Origin of the sequence: Streptomyces sp. NBC_00019, from assembly GCF_045041015.1 — a bacterium.
GTDB lineage: Bacteria > Actinomycetota > Actinomycetes > Streptomycetales > Streptomycetaceae > Streptomyces.
In genome coordinates this window covers 236,507-257,186 of the sequence record NZ_CP108302.1, presented here as the reverse complement: position 1 = coordinate 257,186, position 20,680 = coordinate 236,507, and the positions used below count along the sequence as shown (strand labels likewise).

Genomic DNA, 20,680 nt, shown 5'->3' with positions numbered 1-20,680 from the left:
CCAGGCCACCCATGGTGAAGATCTTTAGAGCCGCCAACAAGGTCGTACGGCCGCTGCTCGCCTCCCGCTTCCACAAGCCGCTGAGCGGACGCCTGATGCTCCTCACGTACAACGGGCACAGGACGGGCCGCGAATTCACGGTCCCCATCGGCTACTTCGACTGGGATCCCGGCACGGTGCTCGCCATGTCCTCCCGGCTCGGCTGGATCCCCAGCATGCGCCAAGGGTCCGCCGTCCGGCTGCGCATCCGGGGCCAGGACCACGGCGCCGTCCCGACGGTCGTCGAGGACCCTGAGGAAGTCGCCGCCCTGCTGGCTGAGTTCGGCCGGCGCAAAGGGCCCAAGGCCGCCAAGGGCCTGATGCTCGGCCTCCCAGGCGACCGGCAGCCCACCGACGACGAGCTGCGCACGGCCGCCGCCAAGACCCGCTTGGTCTGCTTCCGGATGGAGCCCGAGCGGCCGGGCCAGTAGCACTCGACCGGCTGATGCGGTCGACGGAGTTCCCCATCCCAGACACGCATCGCAGTTCTTGTGACACGTACCAGGCTTGGGAAAGGGTCAGCGCCGCGACCGCCTCGCGCGTCAGGTGATGCTGGTGGGGAGGCTCCGGACGGGGCTGGGCTGGGTGCTGTTGTCGGTGCGCCGGTCCAGCTCGGTGCGGAGTTCGTGGATGACCTGGGCATAGACGGCGACGCGCTCGCGGAGCCGGCCGTTGTCTTCCCGCAGTGTGCGGGCGGCGGCTTCGGCGTCTACTACGCGGGCGTGCAGATGCTGGAACGCGGGCGGGATGCCGTTTGCCTCGGACTTTCGGCGGGTGAATTCTTCTTTCAGGTCGACGTGCTTGTGCGTGAGGACCCAGCGCTTGACGCCTGCCTCGGCGGCGAGTTGCAGCGTGGTGAGCGCCCCCGTGGACCGGGTTGGACGGCCGTCGAGCAGCCGCTGGATCGCTGCGGTGATGGCGTCGCGTTCGGCGTCGCGGTCAGTGGCCATCGTGGGGTTCTCCGGTGTGGTCGTGGGCGGTGACGATGCGTTCCAGGCGGTCGAGTTCGTGCTGTTCGCGGGCGTGGCGGAAGGCGGGAGCCAGCGGGTCGTCGACGAGCGGCCGTAGCCGTTCGATCTGGACGTGGACGTGTTCGATGTCGCGATCGGTCCGGGCGATGTTGACGCAGTTCGGGCGGCAGTCGTCGAGGTCGGGGGTGCGGCGGGTGCCGTCCTCCTCGCTGCGCAGGCGGCAGGCTGCCCTCTTGGGGTCCAGGACGCAGGTCATGCCCTTGCCGGGGAAGATCTGCAGGTCGGGGTTGGTGAGCATGGCGTTGGCGTGCCGTTTGGTACGCAGGACTCGGCCGGCGAAGCGCGTGGCGGCCTGGACGCGGTGCCGGTAGGTCTCGGCTGCTGGGCCGCTGACCTGCTCGCCTTCACGTAGGCGCTCGTGTGCGTCGGCGAGGGTGTCCAGTCGGGCCAGCCAGTCCTCGAACGCGAGGTCGTCGGGGAAGCCCGAGGCGTAGCTTCCGGCGTAGCCGAGGGTCATCTGGACGCGGAGATGTCCGTATTGGATGGCGGCGGCGACCAGACCTCGCGGTCGGCGGACGATGAACCAGGCCAGGGTGCGGCGCAGGCGCCCGGTGTAGATGACCGGGTGGACCGGGTCGGGCGGGATGTGGTCGCTGCGGCCGTGCTCGGTGCAGTAGGTCTCGACCCAGGCCAGGAACTCGGCGATGTCGTGGTTGATCCGGGTCTCCGACCGGGAGCCGCCGACGCGGCTGCGGAGGATGGTCGCGCTGTCGCGGCCGTCGGTGAACATCGTCGCCGGGAACAGCCAGGTGCTCGTGTGCAGCCGTTCCAGGACGGCGACGGCGGTAGCGACGGCCTCGGTGACGACCCACGGATCGGCCCGGATCTCGCCCTCGGGCATCTTGTCGCCGGCAGCGTCGCGGACGCCTTTCCAGTGTCTGCCGCGCAGGAGGACCAGGCCGTGGGCGTGGTCTCGTTCGACGCAGCCGCGTTCAAGGCTGAGGACTTCGCCTGCCCGCATCCCTGACAGGTAGCTGATCACGATGAAGCAGGCCGTGCTCAGGTGCCGGGCCAGCGGACCGGCCTCGGTGTAGTCGATGGCCGCGTCGTGCCAGGGCCGGCCGTCCAACCGCCCGGTGACCGGCGCGTCCAGCGGTGCGCCCTCGATGACGGGCAGTCCCATCTCGGCGAAGACGGCTCGGTTGCTGGGGGCGTTCAGCGCGCCGCGGGCCGTGTCGAGCACCTTTCCCAGATGCGAGAGGTTGACCCGGAGCATGCCGTCGTTGTCACGGATGCCAGGAAGCGGACGTCCCCGCTCGCGGTAGCCGTTCAGCAGGACGCGCAGGTCGTCGGTCAGCGCGCCCTTCGGGCGCCGCGGTGGGGGAATGTCCCGGCCCATGCGGCTGCGGCCGCTGCGCTCGCTGAGCACGAGGTACTCGTCGAAGGCCGCGGTGATGTCCTCGGCGAACGTCTCGACGAACCGCAGGGCCCAGGCCAGCAGCACGGACATCGTCTCGGGGTGGATGCGGGGGGTTCGGTTCTCTTCGCGGATGGTGCGCCGCTGCTGGAGGATGTCCTGGATGCGCTCGCCGCGCCAGGGCGGTGTCTGCGGCAGCCGGTCGTCCTCGGGCAGCAGGTCCCGGTAGGACCACACCCGGTTCACGATCGAGAGCCGGTCTTCGCGCTGGGCATGGCTGGCCTCGGCCGCTTTGACGTGCGCGGCGTAGTCGTCGAGGTCAGCCAGGGACACCTCGCCGAAACAGGTCCGGCCGCACTGGTGAAGCCAGTCGGTGAACAGCCGCAGGTTCCGGAACGTGCAGGTGATCGTGGTGATCGCCAACGTGCGCGGGCGGAAGTAGAAGGTGGAGACGCCGGCGCTGGTGTGGTTGAGCAGCAGCCAGGTGAGCGTCTTGACCGTATGCAGGAACGGCGCGGCGATCGGGCTGAAGTCGATCGAGAACGCGGTGGTATGGCCCTCGAAGACGGCGGGCGAAAGGCGCCAGCGCTGGTCAGCGAATACCGACAGGGTGCTGGGGTCGGTTCCGGGGCGCAACGGCCGGTTGAGCAGTACGAGTGTGCCTGGCTCGGGCAGCAGAGCCGCAGATGTGGCCGGGGCCGTGTCCGGGAGGATCATGTCAGGTCGAGTCCTCGGGTCAGGAACCGCTCGACCAGGGCGCGCTGCTCGGCGGTGATCTCGGTGCGGGTCGTGGCGATCGTCGCGGTGGGGAAGCTGGCGAGCAGATCGGCCAATTGCGCGACGGGCCCGGCGAACCGTTCGGCCCAGCGCAGAGGCGTCATCTCCTGCTTGCGGGCCTGCAGCCCCTCGTGGACGGCGATCAGCACCGGCAGGTGCGCCGGAGTCGCGCGGGCGCACGGGCAGGACAGGCAGAGCAGGAACGAGGCTCGGCAGGGCTCGCCCGCCGGGCTGTGCGGGCCGGCCAGGTGGTCGGTGCACCCTCCCAGCACGGTGTCCAGTTCCCCGGCCAGCAGCTTGCTCAGGGTGGCCGGGTCCAGGCCGTGGCGCCTGGCGACGGCCTCGGGCCTCTGCCGGGCCTCGGCGACGTCGACGGCCGTCAGCACCCGCATGACCTGCGCGGCCCTCGCGCCGGCCAACTGCTCCTCCAGCACGGCCGCGACGACCTTCTGGTACCCGGCGAGGTTGCCGCGATTGCGAGCCAGATACTCGTTCGCCAGCGTCCGTTCCGTGTGCGCGACCGGCTGCTGGTGGCGCTCCAGCCAGCTCATCCGCAACCGTCGGCTGTCGACCACCAGCGGAATCGGAAGACCGTCCTCGCCAAGGGCGTCGGCGCGCAGGTTCGCGCCACGGCTCCAGCTGGCCAGGATCGCATTGGGCAGGCCGGTACGAAACCCGCGAGCCTTCTCGACGCCCTTGGAACAGAAGAAGACCAGGAGCAGATCCGTTCCGACGTGCGCCCGCGCCGCACCGGCCAGATCGACCAGCAGCGCGTAGACCCCGAACGGCGTGTGCAGATCGAACTGCCGGTGAGGGCTGCCGCCCGGCCCGCCGGGCGCGCTGGAGGAAAACGCGGTCGGCATGTGTGCGCGGTCCCGGCCGCGGCGCGGCTTCACCAGGTCCACCACCGCAGTTGCGGTGGTCCCGGTGTGCCCGTCGGCGCGGTGGTGCGTCGCCGTGGCTGTGGAGATCGTGCTGTAGTTCTGCCCGGTCAGGCAGAGCAGCAGCACGCCGGCCGCGCCGACGTCGGAGAAGGTCAGGTGCAGGTCCGCCATCAGCCGGCCCGCCCCGAACGGGCGGACGCAGTAGTCGGGCTGCCGGCCCCAGCGGGTGTCCCTGCGCGGGACGTCGCCGTGGCGCTCCACGTAGTCCAGCAGCTCGCCGTGCTGCCAGGTTCGCGGATCCGCTTCGGCGTCGATCTGTCCGGCCCGCCAGCGGGCCAGCAGTTCCCGCCCGGCGAAGATTCGGTCGGCGGCCCGCCGCAACTGGGAGCGCGCGGTGGTGGTGATGCGGTCGAACTCGGCCGTGGTGTAGCTGGCGGCGGGCGTGGAGTTGCGCTCCAGGCCCTTGCTGGCCAGCCGCGCCAAGAAGTCCTGCCCGGCGCCCTCGGGTGCGAACCGCAGCACCGAGCGCAGCGTCGGCAGCTCCCGGTTCAGGTTCGGCGTGCCCAGTCCGGCCATCTGAAAGCTCTCCAGGTGGGCGGCTCGAAGCTGCGCCGGATGGGCTGGCGGGCGGTTCAGCGAGGCCAGGTGGTGTGCGAATCGGCGCAGCAAGCCGAAGGCGCTCGTGGCCGAGGAGGTCGTCCGGCGCCGCCCGGCCGGGGCGGTCGACCCGGCGAACGCGGTCGCCAGCCACACCACCAGCTCGCGGGCGATGGGGAAGGCGGCGAAATCGTAGTCGACCGGCGGGCCGCCGCGCTCCGGGAAGAAACGCACCAGGCACTGCCCGTCGTCGAGGAACAACCGTCGCGGCGCCTGGTATCCCGGTTTCGGCAGCGCAGCCGGGCGCCCCGCAGCGCGGGTCATGACGGCTGTCCGGCGAGCGGGTCGGACAGCACCTGTGGGTGCCCGGCGAACATCGACGCCATCAGAGCCGACAGCGCAAAACCGTGAGCGTGCTCGATCAACAGCGAGACGTCCAGGTCGCGGAAGGGCTCCAGGTAGGTATCCATGGTGGTGGTCACGTCGGCGTGCCCCAGCAGCGTCTTGACCAGATACCAGGTGTCGCCGAACCGGGCGCGGAAGTCGCGTACCTCCTCAGCGTTCAGGTGCGCGACCTGCCGCTCGTAGAGCAGTCGGCCGACCGAGTACCAGCGCAGCGCGAACGAGTGCCGCATCATGTGTGCGTTTGCCTCAAACGAGGTCAGTCCAGCGCGGGCGACCCGCTCGTTGCCCGTGTCGAAGGTGTGCTGCCAGCCGTGCGCCTCGCGCGGCAGGCCGTCCTCGTTCAGCCAGATCGCCAGCGGTTCCAGTCCGGCAGCGGTCCGGCGGAACAGCCTCTTGCGGGCGCCGGGGTCCAGCGAGTCCAGCGACGCGGCCACCTGGCGGCCGTCGGTGTCGCGCATCTCCAGCCGCCGGTTGCGGGTCCTGCGCTCGACCAACAGCAACCGCGGCAGCCGCTCGTAGCGGCAGGCACGCTGGGCTCGGCGGACCGCCGCGGCGCGTTCGCCCTCCTCGTAGGCCAGTACGTCGGCCAGCACACTGCGCGGCATCCAGAACCGGCGCCCGCGTCCACCCTTGGCGCAGGCCGCTGACAGGCGGCAGGTGTAGTAGGTGCGGGTCTCGTCATCGGCGGGCAGCTCCAGACGCAGGACGCTGGCCCACTCACTCAGCCGCAGCCCGGTGCCGTAGAGCCCGTCGACGAACGCGCAGTCACGCTGGCTGTTTCGCCCGCGCCACCCGTCGATCTCCTGACCGCGCAGGTCCAGTCCGCGCAGCCCGACGTCGACCCAGCGGGCGTAGCCGGCCGGGTCCAGCCACTTCACGTCCTTGCCGCGCACGATATGCGGCCCAGCCTCGAACGACTCCGTACTCGTGCCCGGATCAGGGCCGGGAACCTGCCGCCGGGCCACCGGATCGCTCACTCCGAACCGGGACCCGGCCCAGCGGTAGAACGCGCTGATCGCGACCAGGTCGTCCAGCACCGTCCCGCCGGCCACGCGCCGGACGTTGGCTTCGTCGGTCATCCGCCAGAACTTGAACCCGGCGACGTCCTCTTCGTCGGCGTCGTGCCAGGCCCGGCCCGCCGCGTCAAGGAACCCCAGCCAGACGGCTACTGCGAAGGCGTACTTCCTCCGCGTGCCCGCGCTCGCGTTGCGCATCCGCGCCGAGGCGAAGAACCCGTTGACCTCCGGCACCGACCAACCATCGGCCCGCAGCAGCACCGGCTGTCCGCTCTGCGTGCCGTGCGCGTGCGCCCACTCCGCCAGCGTCGGCAGGCCCGCCAGCAGCGGATCGGCCGCGTACCACGACAGCTCCCGCCGCGGGTCGCACCAATGCACCTGCCACCGCGCCAACGGACCGGCTTCCACCTCAAGTTCATCGATCATCAACGAGTAAACGTACAGCCACCCACAGTCACTGAAATCCCAGCAACAGTTGCTTGTGGCTAGAGACCTCCTGCGCAGCAGGTGACGGCGCACGCCCAGCGTGGCGAGCAGTCCTGCGTCGGCGCGGGCGCCCCACTCGGCGAGTTCGTCGATGGTCCGGGCTCCCGAGACCGCGGCGGCCGCGCAGACCAGCAGAATCGAGGTCAGCGAGTACCAGCGGCCCCGACGGGAGCGCGGATCGGGCACCGCCTCCAGGAAGAGCCGCAGGTCAGACATGCCGTCCGGATGGAGCGGACCCAACTTGGCCAACACGGCAGGAATCGGGGAAGATGAGACAGCGGACACGGGAACCCTCTTGATCACTTGGCTTAGACACCTGAATGATCACGGATCCCGTGTCCGCTCTGTCATCCACCCCAACCCGCAGCCTCCTCACGCCAGTTGGGCGATCCCGGGAACTTGCGCAAGCCCTGCCCTGAAGAGCGGCGGGCCGCACTCGATGCGCCTCATGGGCGCTGAAGGCTTCATCCAAGCCTGCTGCGACCTCGCCTCGCAGACCGTGCTCGCCTACGGTGGGGACTCTGCCGACCTTCCCAAGTGGCCGGAACCTGAGTGGTCGGGGCTCTCCGCGGAACGGCGTCCGTCGCTGCCGCTGTTGGACTGATCACTTCCGCCCGGCTACTTGCTCCATCGCTCACTGTTGTCCACATCGTTGTCCGGTGCACTGACGGACGCCGCACCCACTACCCGACAACAATCCGGCGAGATCAGTAGGACCCCGTCCGGGGCGCCGAGCCGCTGGGCCACGTACTCCTGCACGTCGTCCCGGAGTTCGTCGGGGTCCCATCTGCTCCGCGACAGCAGGTGCTGCAGCCCGTACGGGCCGTTGTGACCGGCGCATTCAGCCAGCTGCCAGCTGTTCGTGCGGCCGACCGGGCCCCAGCAGGCCCCGGACGTAATCCGCGTCCGGCGCGGTACCTCGACCCGGCCGAACCGTCCGCTCACCCGCCTCCCCTCGTCAAGCCCCGCTCCAAGGATCCGCCTCGCGTGCCAGCTTCGTCGCGCGGTGGCGTACGTCCGGGGGGAGGTGGTCGAGGAGGGTGCGGACCGCTCGGCGGAGGGTTGGGGAGGAGGTGGTGCGAAGGAGGAGGCTGTGCGGGAAGGTGGTCTGGGTCGGGTGGCCTGCGTACAGGCAGAGTTGGCTGGTTGGGCCGGTCCAGCCCGGGGTCACCAGGCGGGGTGGTGTGCCGGTCCGCGCCGCGGTAAGGCGGAGGCCGGCGGCGTTGGGGCCGTCGTCGGGTGGGCTCAGCCGGGCTCGGCGACCCACCCCCAGGAGTTGGGCGTTTGCCCAGACCAGGTGGGGGCCGGGTGGCATCGGGTGGCCGCCGCTCAGAGTGACCGGGTCGATGACCGTGTCTCCGGTGAGGATGACGCGGTGGCGGCCGGGGCCCAGAGGCTGGGTGCGCGGGGACAGGTCGGCGGGCGGGAACCACCACAGGTTGCGGGGCGTGTCGTGCACGAGGATCTCGGCGTGGGCGTGGCTGAGGGGGTGGGGGGCCTCCCAGTCCTCGGCCCCCTTGATGCCGGCCAGCAGGTCGGGGTCGAGGAGCAGGCGGCCGTAGCGTTCGATGAGGGCGAGGGGCCGGCCGTCGGGGTGGCTCATGCCGAATGTGGTGGTGATGTGGAGTTTGTCGGCGTACCAGTGGATGTCGTCGACCGTGAGCTCAGGCTTGAGGTCCTTGGTGCGGCGGGCGAGTTCGACGAGGGAGTCGAGGTGGCCTTCCTCCAGCAGGTGTGCTCGGAGCCTGGTGAGGGCGGGGAGGCCGTCGCGTACGCCGGGCGGGTAGGCGTCGAGGGCCATGCGGCGTACGACGGTGAAGTAGCGCTCGAGGGCCTTGCCGGTGCGTTGGAGGACGCGGGGTTCGCCGACCGGGCGCAGGAGTTCGACGCGGTAGGAGCGGCGGAGCAGGTGGTCTTGCAGGGGACCCGGCCGGGTGTCCTGCTTGATGGCGTCGACGACTGTGCGGAGGTGGCCGTAGTAGTCCTCGGGGGTGGCGGCGCGGCTGCTGGTGTTGCCGCCGTCGTCGCGGCGCTTCCATACGTAGCAGGGGTGGTCGCCGAGGATGGAGACCGTTTTGGCGCGCAGGTAGGCGCGGACCATGAAGAGCTGGTCCTCCAGGCGTACCGGTCCCTCGGGGAAGGTGATCCCCTCGCTGAGGAGGAAGTCGCGGCGGAACATCTTGTGCGGGGTGAGGCTCTCGAAGAGGGGCGCGTCCTCGACCGTGCAGCGCTCCACATTGCATCTGAAGACGTTGCTGGGGCCCTGCATGGTGCCGATGACCTTGCCCAGCACGATGTCGGAGCCGTTGCGGACGGCCATGCGGTGGAGGTGTTCGAGGGCCTCGGGGGTCAACTCGTCGTCCTGGTCGACGAACTGGACGTACTCGCCGCGGGCCAGCCGGACCCCGACGTTGCGGGGTTTGCCGGGCCAGCCGGAGTTCTCCTGGTGGACCACGCGTACGTGCGGGTGCTCTGCCGCCAGTCGGCCGAGGCGCTGCGCGGAGTCGTCGGTCGAGCCGTCGTCGACGTAGACGATCTCGTACGCGTCCTCACCGAGGGTCTGATGGAGGAGCGACGGCGAGCAGAGATCGATGTACCGGCCCGCGTTGTACACCGGCACCACGATGCTGACCTTGAGCGTGGGCGCTTCCTCCGCCGGGGGGCAGGTCTCCTGTTGTTCCATGGCCGTTCATGCTCTGGCATGGAGCGGCCGCGGCGGCGTCGTTGAGGCGAGTGTCTTGTGGAATGACCCGATCGCTTCGTACAGGGCCCGCGGCTGGTCCAGGTGTACGTCATGCCCGGCGCCCGGGAAGCAGGTAGTCGCCGTCGAGGGCGTGGGCCCCGTGTAGTTCCATGGCGTCGCGCCCGGTGGCGGCGGCGAGTTCCTGCCCGGTGTGTTTGGCGCCGATCAGCACGCTGTCGCAGGCAGCTCCTTGGTCGAGGAGGTGGACGGCGTGGTAGGCGGTGCAGGTGGCGTGGTGCAGGCGGGCCTGCATGGCGCCGAGGCGGTCGCGGACGACGGGGAGGTCGGCGAGGTGGGCGCCGTAGCGTGGCCGCGCTTGCAGCCAGGTGGCGGTGGTGGCGACGAAGGCTTCGTGCAGGCCGAGGCTGAGGGCGGTGAGGTTGGGGCGCCCGTAGACGATGCTGCTGCTCTGCGCGACGTGCAGGCCCTGGCCGAGTTCGCCGAGGATGGCCGTGGCGGGCACGCGTACCCGGTCCAGGATGAGGCGGCCGGCGCTGAAGCCGTGCAGGCCGAGGCGGGCCTGGTGCGGGGCCAGGCTCACGCCCTTGCGGGCGTGTTCGACGAGGAAGGCGGTCAGGGCCCTCGAGGCGGTGGTGTCGGCCGGTGCGGTGCGTGCGACGACGACGTGGAGGCCGGCGAGGTGGCTGTTGCCGATGTGGAGTTTCTCGCCGCTGATCACCCACTGGCCGTTTCCCGCGGGGACGGGTGAGGGTGCGCCTCGGGGGATCGGGGCGCCGTGCTCTTCGTGTTGCGCGTCGGCGGGCCTCCGCGCTCGCGCCGGACGCAGCCGGCGCAGCAGACCGGGCGTGGGGCAGCAGGTGGAGGTCGACGGGATCACGAGAAATGACGTCAGTGCATGGGAAGGCCCGCCGCCCTCACGGGCGGCGGGCCGTCGAGGCGGGTCAGGCTGAGGTCAGCCAGCTATGGCGGAGTCGAGATGACGGGTGTCACCGAGGCTGACGACTTGGCGGTTGTGGAAGAAGTCATCTTCGCGGAGCGTGGTGATGCTGCCGGAGGGCGCCCGGAAACTGGCATAGCCGGCCGACTCGATCGGCATCTTGATCCAGGACGCCACGACGAATGTCAGTGAACCGCCGTGCGTCACGATGATCTGGTGCTCGCAACGGTTCTGCAGGATCCCGTCCATGGCCGCATAGATGCGCTGCGCCCACGCAGCCTTGGTCTCGGAACCCTCCACGCCCTCGTCGTGGTCCATTCGCTCCCCGACAGCGGGCGGTGGGATGAAGCGCCGGTCCAGCCACTCCTGCGGCTTTCCCCCTGCCTCACCGTAGGACTTCTCCCGCAGCCTGCGATCCACAATCGGCTTCACACCGAACAGTCCGGCCACCTCCTCGGCCGTCCGCAGGGTGCGCTGCAGATCCGAGGAGAACAGCTCCGTCTCGGCGCCGTCCGGGATCTGGGCCCGCAACGCCTGGGCGATGGAGACCGCTGCACGGACGCCAGCGGGCGTCAACTGCGAGTCATGCCATCCGCCGACGACTCCTTCGACGTGGTGCGTCGCCTCCGGATGGGTGACGACGTAAAGAGTGCGCATCAGTGCATGCCCTCCTGTAGATAACGTCCTGCCTGATTGCAGTCCGCAACTATGGAAGAGACAGCTCAGAACCCTCAAGCGGGTTCTTCGGCCCGGGCTCGGGTGCTCGCGAGGCGGTAGGAGTCGGTTCCGGTCTCGATGATGGTGCCGTTGAAGGTCAGCCGGTTGACGATCGCCGCGCAGAGGCGAGGATCCGTAAACGTCTGGGTCCAGCCGCCGAAGGTCGACGCGCCCGTAGCGGGCGATCGTCTTGTTCAGCTGCTTCTCGTCGGCGGCCTCGATCAGATCGTCGCCAGTTGGCGCAGTGTCAGGTTCGTCCGCCAGTACGCGGCGACCAGCAGCACGCGGTCCTCCAACGGCAGGCTCCACGGCCGGCCCTTGGGCACCGGATCCGCGCCCTCGCGCCGCACGTTCCTCGATGTTGCCGCTATCACCGGATTAGGACGGCTCCGACGCCGTGATCACACCAGCCACACCAAGATCATTTCATAGAGGGACTGGCGACCGACCTGCCTCTCAGCTGCCGCTCAGCGGAGACGCCCAGGTGGGGTCGTGTCGGGATCTCCTCGTGAGGTGGGCCAGCAGGTGCTCCGCCGCGATGGAGGCGGTGTCTTGGGGCGCGCCGACCACGGCCAAAGCGGCCATAAGCCTTGCCGATGCTGTATCCGGCATGTCCGGGTCGGTGAGGAGGGGAAGCAGCAGCAGGAAGCGGATGGCAGTGTCCTGGACGCCATCGGCCGCAAAGGACGGGCTGTCAGCAATCCGGATCAGTTCACGCCATGTCAGCCCAGTGCCCGAGAAGTCGACGTCCCAGCTGGCGATCTGCTCGGCGCAGCTTCTGCCGGGATGGGTGAGGAGGTAGTCGGTGCCGTAGTCGCCATCCAGGTTGCGGTAGATCACCACAGCTCCGGGGCCGTCTTCTGCCGGCACCCTGAACACCGGCCAGCGTTCGGGATCGAAGAGGACCTCGGACAGGGCATCGACATCGGCGCCGTCCTCACCGAACCACTCTGGAACCGGCCGCTCAGCACACCCCCCGTCGCTACACATCGACAGAAGGTAGTTCGACCAGAAGCCCGGGCGGGCCAGCAGTGACTCGCCCGCCACCAACGGGCTGACGTCGTATCCCTTGATCAGCACCCGTCGATTCTGGCACCAGCCACCGACACGGTCCGATCCGGGATCGGCAAGGGGGACCCGTCAGTTACGGGACAGCCCTTAGGTGCAATGCTGTTGTTTTAGTCTGCGGGCGTACGCTGCTGCGTAGTGCTTCCCGGGGGTGGTGCGGGTGTCTGCGGATGTCGGCGAGTTATCGGGGCTGGGGCTGCTGACCTGGGTGTATCGGCCTGGGTTGGTGGATCGTGTGGTGGCCGCTTGCGGTCGTGGCGAGCAGCGCAGACGTCTGCTGCCGGCCCGATTGGTGGTGTATTTCGTGCTCGCCCTTGCCCTGTTCTCGCCGGCTCCGTATCTGGAGGTGATGCGGCATCTGGTCGAGGGCCTGCGGAGCCAGGGCCTGTTGGGTGAGTGGCGCATCCCTGCGAAGTCGTCGCTGTTTCGGGCTCGCCAGCGGCTGGGATCGGAGCCGCTGCGGGTGCTGTTTGCCACGACCGCGAAGCCGATGGGCACGGAGACCACTCGGGTTGCTTCTGGCGAGGGCTGCGGCTGCTGGCAGTGGACGGCACCTGCTGGGACGTGGCCGACAGTGTGGCGAATGAGGCCGCCTTCGGCCGTCCCGGGAACAGCCGTGGCCACGACAAGTCCTCCTTTCCTCAGGTGCGGATGGCCTGTCTGATCGAGGTGGGCACCCACCTGGTCCTGGATGCGGAACTGGCCGGCTGCCGCACCGGTGAAGTCACCCTGGTGGGCCGCCTGCCACGCTCCTGTCAGTCCGGCGAACTGGTCCTGGCGGACCGGGAGTTCCTCGGCGTGCCGCTTTGGCGGGCCTTCACCGATGGGTGTAGATCTTCTGAGGGTGCCTCGTTGGGGTGATTCGCAGAGGTTCGGGATGCGGTCGGTCGTGCTGACTTCTACCGTCGCCGGGGTCGAGCCCGCCGTGAGGCGTGCGGGTGCTGAGCGAGGGTGGGTGTGGTGTGCCGTCGTTGATGGAGGCGTTGGAGGCCAGGCGAGCTGAGGTACTGGGCCATGCCGAGCGGCTGCGTGAGCAGATCGCTGGTCTGTCCGAGGAGTTGTCTGGGGCCGAGGAACGGCTGGCGCGGTTGCAGATCGCGCGGGAGACGGTGGAGGAGGTGTTGGCCGCGCCGTCTTCGCCGGTGCCGGGCTCGGACGGCGCGGGTGGGCGTGACGGCGGGGTCGCCGTGGCGCTGTTGAAGGCCGAGTCGGAGCTGGATGTGACGGTGATGTCGCCGGAGTACCGGGAGATCATCGCCTTGTTCGCGACCTCGGGAGCGGCGATGCGCTGCAAAGAGGTCTGTCGGCAACTGGGTCTGGGGACCGAGCCGCGGCACGTCGAGGGGATGCGCTCGAAGCTGAAGCGGCTGGTGGAGCGCGGAATCCTGGCCGAGCCTTCGTCCGGGCTGTTCAAGGTCGACGGCCGAAAGCAGGGGTGGTGAGCGTGGTGAGGCCGTCCGATGGTGCGCTCGCGGAGTGTGAGGACGCTTTCGCCGCCTCGGCGGGTCTGTTCGCCGCGGCGTGTGCGGAGCTGGCGGCTCCGGAAGCTGCGGTGATGACGCACGCGCGGTTGGAGGACCTGCTGGGTGCGCGGATGCGCGAGGTCACCCGGCAGTTGTTCCAGGACCACCTGACCCTGCGGGCCAGGGACGAGGTGCGCCGTGAGGACGTCGTGGACGCTGCCGGTGCCGGGCGCTCCCGGATCGAGCGGGGCCGGCGCCGGATGCTGGCCACGGTGTTCGGCAAGGTCACCGTGGTCCGGATCGCCTACCGCGGCACCAGGGTGGCGGACCTGCACCCGGCTGACGCGGTGCTGAACCTTCCGGACGCACTGCACTCGCACGGGCTGGCCAGGCTCGCCGCGATCGAGTCCGCCCGCGGCAGCTTCGCCGATGCCTGCGAGCGGATCAACGCCGTCACCGGCTCCGGAATCGGGCACCGGCAGGTCCAGGAACTCGCCGTCGGCGCCGCAGTCGACATCGACGCGTTCTACGACGCCCTCGTGCCGGCTCCCTGCACCGGCACCACGCCGCTGATCTTGTCGGTCGACGGCAAGGGCGTGGTGATAAGACCCGAAGCACTGCGTGAGGACACCGCGAAGGCTGCGGCCGCCAAGGGCGGCAACGCGATGAAGACCCGGCTGGCGTCCGGGGAGAAGCACGGCAGGAAACGGATGGCCACCCTGGGAGCCGTCTACGATGCCGAGCCCGCGCCGCGCACGGTGGACGACATCTTCGCCGACCCCGACCGGCAGGACGACGCCGCCCACGGCGCGACGCCCGAGCGCCGCCAGGGGCCGAAGGCCCGGTCGAAGTGGTTGTGCGGCTCGGTGACCGACACCGCCGCGCAGGTGGTGTCCGCCGTGTTCGACCAGGCAGAGCACCGCGACCCCGGCCACCGCCGTTGCTGGGTCGTCCTGGTCGACGGGGCCCGCCATCAGATCGACCTCATCAAGGCCGAAGCACTACAGCGCGGCGTGGACGTCCACATCATCGTCGACCTGATCCACGTGCTCGAATATCTGTGGCGAGCAGCCTGGTGCCTGCACGACAACGGCGACGCCTCCGCCGAGACCTGGGTCGCCCGCCACGCCCGCACCCTCCTGGCCGGCGGCGTGCAGCAGACCGCCGCCGCCATCGAGGAAGCCGCCCGCACCGCCGGACTGCGTGGCGCCCAGCGCAAAGGCATCGACGAGGCCGTGAACTACCTGACCGGCAAGGCCGAACACCTGCACTACGACACCGCCCTTGAACGCGGCTGGCCGATCGCCACCGGAATCATCGAGGGAGCATGCCGGCACCTGGTCAAAGACCGCCTGGACATCACCGGCGCCCGCTGGGGCCTGTCCGGAGCTGAAGCCGTACTCAAGCTGCGCGCCGTCCGCGCCAACGGCGACTTCGACGCCTACTGGACCTGGCACCAGCAGCAGGAATTCACCCGCAACCACCAGACGCGCTACCGCGACCAGGTCATACCTACCTGATCGACAGCGCCCTCATTAGATCTGCACCCAAGGGCAATTGGCCCTTGGGTGCGGATGAGTTGGCAGCGTAGGGGGCCGCCCTAAAGGGGTGGGGCGGCGCCTTTGGTCGGGCCAGTGGCCTGCTCTGCTCGCTGTCGGCGGCCTGTGAGAAGTATGCGGTTACGTTGGAGAGGCGCTGATCAGCCGTTGGCCACTGGAGGACGGCGGGAGACGAGGGCTGGACACGACTGCCTGGCGGGCGCAGGACGTTTGGCCTGCGCCTTCACCGCACCGACGGACTCGGCGAGACCGTGCTCTTCGCCTGCGGGGTGAGGACGACCTGCGGCTGGCCCGCGACCGGGGGTGGCGGGGTCGTGTCCCGGGCCGGGAGCTTGGGCGGCGTGGTTTGCCGGAAGACGGCCTGGTCGAAGTCGACCAGGCCGGTGTTCTCCATGACCGTGATGTGGTCCAGGACGGTGTCGTTGACCTGGTCGGCCAGGGCGCGGATCAGTGAGTTCTTCGTGGTGGTGCGGACGTTCGCGATCGTGGGGAGGAGCTGGCCGTTCGTCGCGCGCAGGATGGTGGCCATGTCGGCGTCGAACTGCTTGCCGCTGTCCACGTTCAACTGGGCCACGAAGCCCTGCTGTTGCGGCGACGGCTGGTCGGGCAGCGTGATGGCCAGCTCGCCGGCGACTCCGCGGCAGGCGGCGTCCAGCGAGGCATGCCCGTCGATCAGGTGCTCCCCGGCAGTCTTGACCGCCCTGGTCGTGCCCTTCTGTAATGCCATCTGACCGACGGGGTACTCCCATAATCCGGCCGCGCGCACCTGGACGACGAAGTCGCGGTCGGCTTCCGTGAGCGGTCCGGTGGCCGGGTGGGCGATGACCCGGTCGGGCGCGCTGGTGACCTTCTGGACTCCGAGTATTGCGGGGTAGAGGAGGGCGCCGAGGGTGAGGGCGAGCGCGCCGCCGACGAAGAGAGTTCCCGCTGCTTTGCGTGAAACGAGCACCGTGTCTCCTGCTCCGGTTCGGGGTCCCGCACGTACGGGAGTACGGATACGGGGTCCCGCAGAATCTTTCGGATTCGCAATGAGTTCGCAAAATCGATCAGTGTTCGGCACCCTGCCGGGAGGTCGAGCGAGTCCAGAGACAGCCCACCAGGGCGAGGCCGGCACACAGGCCACACAGATCCAGCGTCCCTGCCTGCGGCGGGGGCGTGCGGGAGTCACCTCGATGGGACAGTCTCGCCGCAGCTGCTCGAACCGGAACCGTGGGAGCCGCTATGACGTATGGCTCCAGCGCTATCACTCGTTCTGCCCGACGTGCCCGGCTCCACTTGTGGAGACTGGACCAGGCCGCGGCCCGTGGACCGGGGCATTTCGGGTACTGAGGTCGTCCAGTCGGGAGTCCGCTCGCCAATGATGGTGGCCGGCGCCGACCGAGGGACGTTGGGCGGACCGGCCGTCCACTACTCTTGAAGAGTTCTTCAATTCGCTAGTTGCCATGTCAGCCAGATCATAGGGGAGGTGGTCCTCGGGTGGGCGGTTTCACCGAGGCCGTACTGGAGCGGGTGTGCACGGCGCGTACCGCACTGTCGGCGGCCCTGGAGGCTGAGGACGCCTACGAGGTGGCCGTGGCGCAGGACGAGCTGGACGACGCGCTGCGGGTGGCGCGACGGCACGGCATCGACGCCGGCGCGGACGTGGCGGCGGACGAGGGGTGATGAGGACGTTGGTTCCGCTGTACGAGGCGAAGGCCGAGTTCTTCCGGATGCTCGGCCACCCGGTGCGCATCCGGGTCCTGGAGTTGCTGCAGGACGGCCCGAAGCCGGTGCGCGACCTGCTCGCGGCGATCGAGGTCGAGCCGTCGAACCTGTCGCAGCAGCTGGCGGTGCTGCGCCGCTCCGGGATTGTCACGGCCACCCGTACCGGGTCGACGGTGGTCTACGAGCTGGCCGGCGGCGATGTGGCCGAGCTGATGGCCGCAGCCAGGCGGATCCTGTCCATGTTGTTGGCCGGACGGCAGGACCTGCTGGCCGAGCTGCGTGGAACGGAGTCGGCCCTGTGACCGGCGGCCCCCGCCGCTTCCGGATGCCGTGGCATCGGGGCAGACCCGTCGCGCAGGTCGAGCACGTTCTGCCGCCGGCGCGGCGACACATAGTCTCGGTGCAGATGGGGCCCGACGCGGTACGGGAGGCCCGCGAGAGTGTGGCCGGGCACTTTGCCCAGGCCGGTGTCGCCCAGGGGTCCTCCTTCGTGGACGCGGTGCTGCTGGTGGTCAGCGAGCTGGTCACGAACGTGCTGCGGCATGCCCCGCACTCGCCCCTGGCGGATGTGGGGATAACGGTCGCCGACGACACGCTGGTCGTCAGCGTCGCGGACACCGAGCCGCGGCTGCCGGATCTCACGCTCGAAGGCATGGGTGCCGGACTGCGGATGGTGGCCGAACTGGCCGCTGACTACGACGGGGAGTTGAGCGCCGAGTCGGCCGTGGAGCACGGCGGCAAGGTCGTCCTCGTCCGGTTCGAGATTCCGCTGTAGACAAACGCGGCAGGACTGAGGAAGGGAATGAAGCGGTGAGCGATGCCAAGAAGCGCAAGCCCCGGGACGCCGAGGATCAGAAGGAGCGTGGCGTGGCGCTGCGCGCCGGCATCTACATCTTCGGCACCCACCTGGTCGCCGGGTTCGTATACCTGCTGTTCTATCTGGGCGGGCACGCCAATAAGTAGCGTGGCGGCCGTTTGGGAAGGGCCGATCGGCCCTGGACGCGGTCGTGGCACGGGCGGCTACCCTGTGCTCGATTGAAGACTTCTTCAATTTGCTAGTTGTTGGGATGTGCACGTGTGGAGAGAGGGTCGCCGGAAGTGATCGCTGTTGTGGGGCATCCCGATCTCACCGCGCCCACGTTGGCGATGATGGAGGAGGAGCTGTACTGGCGGCTGGCCGAGTTCGTACGGGCCGGCAAGGCAGGGCTGGTGCGGGCCGGGCAGGGGCTGCCGATCGTCTTCGGGCGGGCCGCGCGCGCCGCCGGGCTTGCTCTGGTGACCGTCCTGCCGTCGAAGAACGGGGTGCCGGAGGTGCTGGACGCGTGCGACCGCAGGGCCGCCGGTGAGTTGCTGCTGCTGTCGGAGCAGGTGCGGCTGCTGGAGTACGACCCAGCAGACCGCGATGCCTGCATAGCCGCGGACGAGAGTCTGCTGCGTTCCTGTGGCCGACTGCTGGCGGTGTGGGACGGCTCGCCGTCGAACAGTGAGGACGCGACGGCCCATCTGGTGGCTTATGCCCGCGCGTGCGGCGTCGACGTCGAGGTGTTCTGGCCCGCCGACGCCCGGCGCATGGCCGTGGAGGGAGAGCGCTCGTGAACCTCGTGTCCTCCGGACCTGCGCCCTTGGCGCGCATGTTCGAGGTGAGCCGCGATGAAGCCCTCCGGCTACTGGGCACCGTGCAGTTGGGGCGGATCGCCTTCACGGAGCAGGCGCTTCCCGCGATCAGGCCGGTCAATCACGTCCTGGCCGAGGGCGACATCATCGTCCGTACACACGGCGGGTCGGCGCTGCTGCGGCGTGCGCTGCTGTCCGAGGTGGTGGCGTACGAGGCCGACGAGATCGACCCGGTGACGCGGACCGGGTGGAGTGTCGTGGTCACTGGCACGGCGACCCGCGTGACCGGTGCCGCCGAACTGGCCCGCTACCAGGGACTGCTCATGCCTTGGATCGATGCGGAGATGGAGCAGGTGGTGCGTATCCGGCCGGAGATCGTCAGCGGTTACCGGCTGGCGCGGAATCCGGTTTCCGGTGTCCCGAGTACCTGACGTCATCCCCCCGATGGTCTCGTTCCTGCCTGTACCTCCCGCGTCGCACCCGCCGCCGCTTGCCCCGGAACCCTGGACACGCAGTACCCCTCAGTAGGCTTGTGCGTTGAACGAAGGAGTGCAGCGCATGCGCTTTCGCCTAGAGGCGATCACCCACGAGGAACCTCTGGGCTTCGTCAAGACCCTGCCCTCGGTGAGCCACATGCAGGTTCCCTCGTGAGGGGACGTGAAGCCGGACTGACGGACGGAGAGTCTGGGCTGGTTCGACGAGGGCGGGCGTCTGGTGGGCGTGGGGCTGGTGCTGCTGCGACCGTTGCCGAAGGTGAGGCGGTACCTCGCCTGCCGCACGAGGACGGATGGCGCGACGAGCACCTGCACGCCCTGGTGCAGGCGGCCATCTGAGGTCGTCAGAGATCGTTGCCCGCGTAGGAGAGGTTGAAGCTCTTGTTGGTCAGCGGGAAGTCCGGGACGATCGTGTCCGTCAACGCCACCGGCAGGGCAGGCCAGTTGAAGAAGGACGGGTCGACCGGCTTGACGCGGGCCAGGGTGCCGTCGGGGGCGAGTTCGACGCGGGTGGCGATGGTGCCGCGCCAGCCCTCGACCAGACCCACGCCGGTGCCGGGGCCCGCACCGGGCACGGCAGACGGGCCGAGTACGGCGCGGGGAGCGGACAGCCCTTCGGCGAAGTACTCGATCAGGGCCAGCGACGTGTCGATCTCCTCCGCGCGCACCAGGAAGCGGGCCAGCACGTCGCCGGTGCCATGGAGGGGCACGTCGAGCCGGGTGCCGTAGGGCGTGAAGGGGTGGGCGATGCGGGCGTCGGCGGCAATGCCGCTGGCGCGGGCGACGTAGCCGAGGCAGCCGATGGTCCGGGCGGCGTCGGTATGGAGGATCGCGGTGCCGGTGAAGCGGTCGCGCACGGTGGAGTGGCCGAGGGCGAGGTCGGTGATCTCGCGAATGTCCGTGCCGATCGCCTTCATACGGGCGGGATCGGGCAGAGCCTGGAGTGCCGTGCCACCGGGGACGACGCCGCCGCGCAGCAGTCGGTGGCCGGTGATCTCCTTGTTGAGGCGCAGGAGTTGTTCGCGCACGCGCTGGGCGTGGGCGTTGAGGACGCCGTGGCCGACGTCGTTGCAGAGCATGCCGAGGTCGGCGATGTGGTTGTGGATCCGCTCCAGTTCCAGGAGCATCGCGCGGGCGCGCTGGGCCTCGGCGGGAACCTCGGTGGCGGTGGCCTCCTCGACGGCCAGGCAGTAGGCGAGGGCGTGGCCGACGGCGGTGTCGCCGCTGATGCGTTCGGCGAGCGGGAGTCCGGCGGCGATCGAGCGGCCCTGGAAGAGTTTCTCCACGCCCTTGTGGACGAACCAGAGGCGGGCCTTGAGTTTGAGGATGGTCTCGCCGACGACGGAGAAGCGGAAGTGGCCGGGTTCGATCAGGCCGGCGTGCACCGGGCCGACCGGGATCTCGTAGACGCCGTCGCCTTCCACTTCCAGGAAGGGGTACGGGCCTTCCTGTTCGCCGAAGGTCGGTGGTGGTCCGGCGTCGGGCCGCATGGGGTACCAGCCGCGCGGCCAGTGGAAGTGGCGTACGAGACGGCGGGGCAGTGGGTGGTCGAGGGGGACGATGCCGAACAGGTCCCGCATCTCGCGCTCGAACCGGCCCGCAGGGAAGGAGAGATGGGCCAGGCTGGGCACCTCGGGGTGGTCCGGGTGGAGGCGGATGTGGAGCTCCACCCGCGCATCGGGTGGGCCGGCCACGAACAGGTACATCACCCGCGGTCCGGGCTCGTCGGTGTGCGCGGCGACCAGAGCGAGTCGGTGGCCGCTGGTGAGCAGGTCCTCGGCGTGCTGGGGCAGGGTGGCGGGGCTGATCTGGTACGTCTTGCGCATGG

The 20,680-nt window shown here is 69.6% G+C and carries 20 protein-coding genes and 4 pseudogenes; 12 read left to right on the top strand and 12 right to left on the bottom strand.

The genetic code is table 11. The features are described 5' to 3' along the window. Positions 1-11 precede the first annotated feature (11 nt). Positions 12-470 carry a hypothetical protein gene (locus OHU89_RS01255; protein WP_405638995.1) on the top strand — a complete coding sequence of 153 codons (459 nt, stop codon included), beginning with the start codon at positions 12-14 and terminating at the stop codon, positions 468-470. Between the two features lie 111 nt (positions 471-581). Here the strand turns inward: OHU89_RS01255 and OHU89_RS01250 are convergent, their stop codons facing one another. From OHU89_RS01250 to OHU89_RS01205, 10 genes and pseudogenes are all read right to left on the bottom strand, one after another. Continuing rightward, positions 582-989 (bottom strand): hypothetical protein, encoded by a 408-nt coding sequence (locus OHU89_RS01250; protein ID WP_266658413.1) that lies wholly within the window; start codon positions 987-989, stop codon positions 582-584. Then, the gene (locus OHU89_RS01245; RefSeq protein ID WP_405638992.1) at positions 979-3,144 is read right to left on the bottom strand and encodes a hypothetical protein; all 2,166 of its coding nucleotides are present in this window, start codon (positions 3,142-3,144) and stop codon (positions 979-981) included. The genes OHU89_RS01250 and OHU89_RS01245 overlap by 11 nt, the downstream gene beginning before the upstream one ends. Further along, positions 3,141-5,009, bottom strand: coding sequence for a hypothetical protein (locus tag OHU89_RS01240; RefSeq protein ID WP_405638990.1), 1,869 nt, complete (start codon positions 5,007-5,009; stop codon positions 3,141-3,143). Before OHU89_RS01240 ends, OHU89_RS01245 begins: the two co-directional genes overlap by 4 nt. Beyond that, positions 5,006-6,808: a transposase family protein gene (locus OHU89_RS01235; RefSeq protein ID WP_405638988.1), complete on the bottom strand. Its 1,803-nt coding sequence runs from the start codon at positions 6,806-6,808 to the stop codon at positions 5,006-5,008. Before OHU89_RS01235 ends, OHU89_RS01240 begins: the two co-directional genes overlap by 4 nt. Before the next feature lie 742 nt (positions 6,809-7,550). Continuing rightward, positions 7,551-9,275, bottom strand: coding sequence for a glycosyltransferase (locus OHU89_RS01230; protein WP_405638986.1), 1,725 nt, complete (start codon positions 9,273-9,275; stop codon positions 7,551-7,553). A 109-nt stretch (positions 9,276-9,384) separates the two neighbouring features. Then, positions 9,385-10,173 carry an acyl-CoA dehydrogenase family protein gene (locus tag OHU89_RS01225; protein WP_405638985.1) on the bottom strand — a complete coding sequence of 263 codons (789 nt, stop codon included), beginning with the start codon at positions 10,171-10,173 and terminating at the stop codon, positions 9,385-9,387. A gap of 75 nt (positions 10,174-10,248) precedes the next feature. Further along, positions 10,249-10,890: a histidine phosphatase family protein gene (locus OHU89_RS01220; protein ID WP_405638983.1), complete on the bottom strand. Its 642-nt coding sequence runs from the start codon at positions 10,888-10,890 to the stop codon at positions 10,249-10,251. Positions 10,891-10,964: 74 nt separating this feature from the next. Beyond that, positions 10,965-11,181: pseudogene (locus OHU89_RS01215) on the bottom strand (ATP-binding protein); the annotation flags it as partial. Continuing rightward, positions 11,175-11,364 (bottom strand): annotated as a pseudogene (locus tag OHU89_RS01210) (transposase family protein); the annotation flags it as partial. The pseudogenes OHU89_RS01210 and OHU89_RS01215, both read right to left, overlap by 7 nt. A 42-nt stretch (positions 11,365-11,406) precedes the next feature. After that, positions 11,407-12,030 (bottom strand): hypothetical protein, encoded by a 624-nt coding sequence (locus OHU89_RS01205; protein WP_405638981.1) that lies wholly within the window; start codon positions 12,028-12,030, stop codon positions 11,407-11,409. Between the two features lie 139 nt (positions 12,031-12,169). On the opposite strand from OHU89_RS01205, the pseudogene OHU89_RS01200 reads away from it, so the two are divergent. The 4 genes and pseudogenes from OHU89_RS01200 to OHU89_RS01185 all read left to right on the top strand — a co-directional run. After that, positions 12,170-12,481, top strand: a pseudogene (locus tag OHU89_RS01200) (transposase domain-containing protein); the annotation flags it as partial. Further along, positions 12,415-12,879 carry a transposase gene (locus OHU89_RS01195; protein WP_405638979.1) on the top strand — a complete coding sequence of 155 codons (465 nt, stop codon included), beginning with the start codon at positions 12,415-12,417 and terminating at the stop codon, positions 12,877-12,879. The pseudogene OHU89_RS01200 and the gene OHU89_RS01195, both read left to right, overlap by 67 nt. Before the next feature lie 101 nt (positions 12,880-12,980). Then, positions 12,981-13,460 (top strand): hypothetical protein, encoded by a 480-nt coding sequence (locus OHU89_RS01190; protein WP_405638640.1) that lies wholly within the window; start codon positions 12,981-12,983, stop codon positions 13,458-13,460. A 5-nt stretch (positions 13,461-13,465) separates the two neighbouring features. After that, on the top strand, positions 13,466-15,001 hold the full coding sequence (locus OHU89_RS01185; RefSeq protein ID WP_405654216.1) for an ISKra4 family transposase: 1,536 nt from the start codon (positions 13,466-13,468) through the stop codon (positions 14,999-15,001). A 262-nt stretch (positions 15,002-15,263) separates the two neighbouring features. Here the strand turns inward: OHU89_RS01185 and OHU89_RS01180 are convergent, their stop codons facing one another. Further along, positions 15,264-15,989 (bottom strand): DUF4142 domain-containing protein, encoded by a 726-nt coding sequence (locus OHU89_RS01180; protein ID WP_405638977.1) that lies wholly within the window; start codon positions 15,987-15,989, stop codon positions 15,264-15,266. A 527-nt stretch (positions 15,990-16,516) separates the two neighbouring features. On the opposite strand from OHU89_RS01180, the gene OHU89_RS01175 reads away from it, so the two are divergent. From OHU89_RS01175 to OHU89_RS01145, 7 genes and pseudogenes are all read left to right on the top strand, one after another. Continuing rightward, positions 16,517-16,702 (top strand): hypothetical protein, encoded by a 186-nt coding sequence (locus OHU89_RS01175; protein WP_405638975.1) that lies wholly within the window; start codon positions 16,517-16,519, stop codon positions 16,700-16,702. Continuing rightward, positions 16,702-17,046 (top strand): ArsR/SmtB family transcription factor, encoded by a 345-nt coding sequence (locus OHU89_RS01170; protein WP_405638974.1) that lies wholly within the window; start codon positions 16,702-16,704, stop codon positions 17,044-17,046. The genes OHU89_RS01175 and OHU89_RS01170 overlap by 1 nt, the downstream gene beginning before the upstream one ends. Positions 17,047-17,150: 104 nt before the next feature. Then, a complete protein-coding gene (locus OHU89_RS01165) occupies positions 17,151-17,519 on the top strand; it encodes an ATP-binding protein (RefSeq protein ID WP_405638972.1) in 369 nt (122 codons plus the stop codon). A gap of 35 nt (positions 17,520-17,554) precedes the next feature. Next, on the top strand, positions 17,555-17,707 hold the full coding sequence (locus OHU89_RS01160) for a DUF6126 family protein (RefSeq protein ID WP_405638970.1): 153 nt from the start codon (positions 17,555-17,557) through the stop codon (positions 17,705-17,707). 135 nt (positions 17,708-17,842) lie between these two features. Continuing rightward, positions 17,843-18,340: a hypothetical protein gene (locus tag OHU89_RS01155; RefSeq protein WP_405638968.1), complete on the top strand. Its 498-nt coding sequence runs from the start codon at positions 17,843-17,845 to the stop codon at positions 18,338-18,340. A 35-nt stretch (positions 18,341-18,375) separates the two neighbouring features. After that, a complete protein-coding gene (locus OHU89_RS01150) occupies positions 18,376-18,789 on the top strand; it encodes a pyridoxamine 5'-phosphate oxidase family protein (RefSeq protein WP_405654252.1) in 414 nt (137 codons plus the stop codon). Between the two features lie 127 nt (positions 18,790-18,916). Beyond that, positions 18,917-19,129 (top strand): annotated as a pseudogene (locus OHU89_RS01145) (peptidoglycan bridge formation protein FemAB); the annotation flags it as partial. A gap of 67 nt (positions 19,130-19,196) precedes the next feature. Here the strand turns inward: OHU89_RS01145 and OHU89_RS01140 are convergent. After that, positions 19,197-20,678, bottom strand: a complete 1,482-nt coding sequence (locus tag OHU89_RS01140; protein WP_405638966.1) for an NADH-quinone oxidoreductase subunit C — start codon at positions 20,676-20,678, stop codon at positions 19,197-19,199. Positions 20,679-20,680: the final 2 nt, after the last annotated feature.

Coding starts and splice junctions, on each gene's coding strand:
- OHU89_RS01140 (WP_405638966.1), bottom strand. CDS start 20,678: ATGCGCAAGACGTACCAGATCAGCCCCGCCACCCTGCCCCAGCACGCC.
- OHU89_RS01165 (WP_405638972.1), top strand. CDS start 17,151: ATGGGGCCCGACGCGGTACGGGAGGCCCGCGAGAGTGTGGCCGGGCAC.
- OHU89_RS01250 (WP_266658413.1), bottom strand. CDS start 989: ATGGCCACTGACCGCGACGCCGAACGCGACGCCATCACCGCAGCGATC.
- OHU89_RS01170 (WP_405638974.1), top strand. CDS start 16,702: ATGAGGACGTTGGTTCCGCTGTACGAGGCGAAGGCCGAGTTCTTCCGG.
- OHU89_RS01255 (WP_405638995.1), top strand. CDS start 12: ATGGTGAAGATCTTTAGAGCCGCCAACAAGGTCGTACGGCCGCTGCTC.
- OHU89_RS01150 (WP_405654252.1), top strand. CDS start 18,376: ATGTTCGAGGTGAGCCGCGATGAAGCCCTCCGGCTACTGGGCACCGTG.
- OHU89_RS01240 (WP_405638990.1), bottom strand. CDS start 5,009: ATGACCCGCGCTGCGGGGCGCCCGGCTGCGCTGCCGAAACCGGGATAC.
- OHU89_RS01220 (WP_405638983.1), bottom strand. CDS start 10,890: ATGCGCACTCTTTACGTCGTCACCCATCCGGAGGCGACGCACCACGTC.
- OHU89_RS01230 (WP_405638986.1), bottom strand. CDS start 9,275: ATGGAACAACAGGAGACCTGCCCCCCGGCGGAGGAAGCGCCCACGCTC.
- OHU89_RS01235 (WP_405638988.1), bottom strand. CDS start 6,808: ATGTCTGACCTGCGGCTCTTCCTGGAGGCGGTGCCCGATCCGCGCTCC.
- OHU89_RS01245 (WP_405638992.1), bottom strand. CDS start 3,144: ATGATCCTCCCGGACACGGCCCCGGCCACATCTGCGGCTCTGCTGCCC.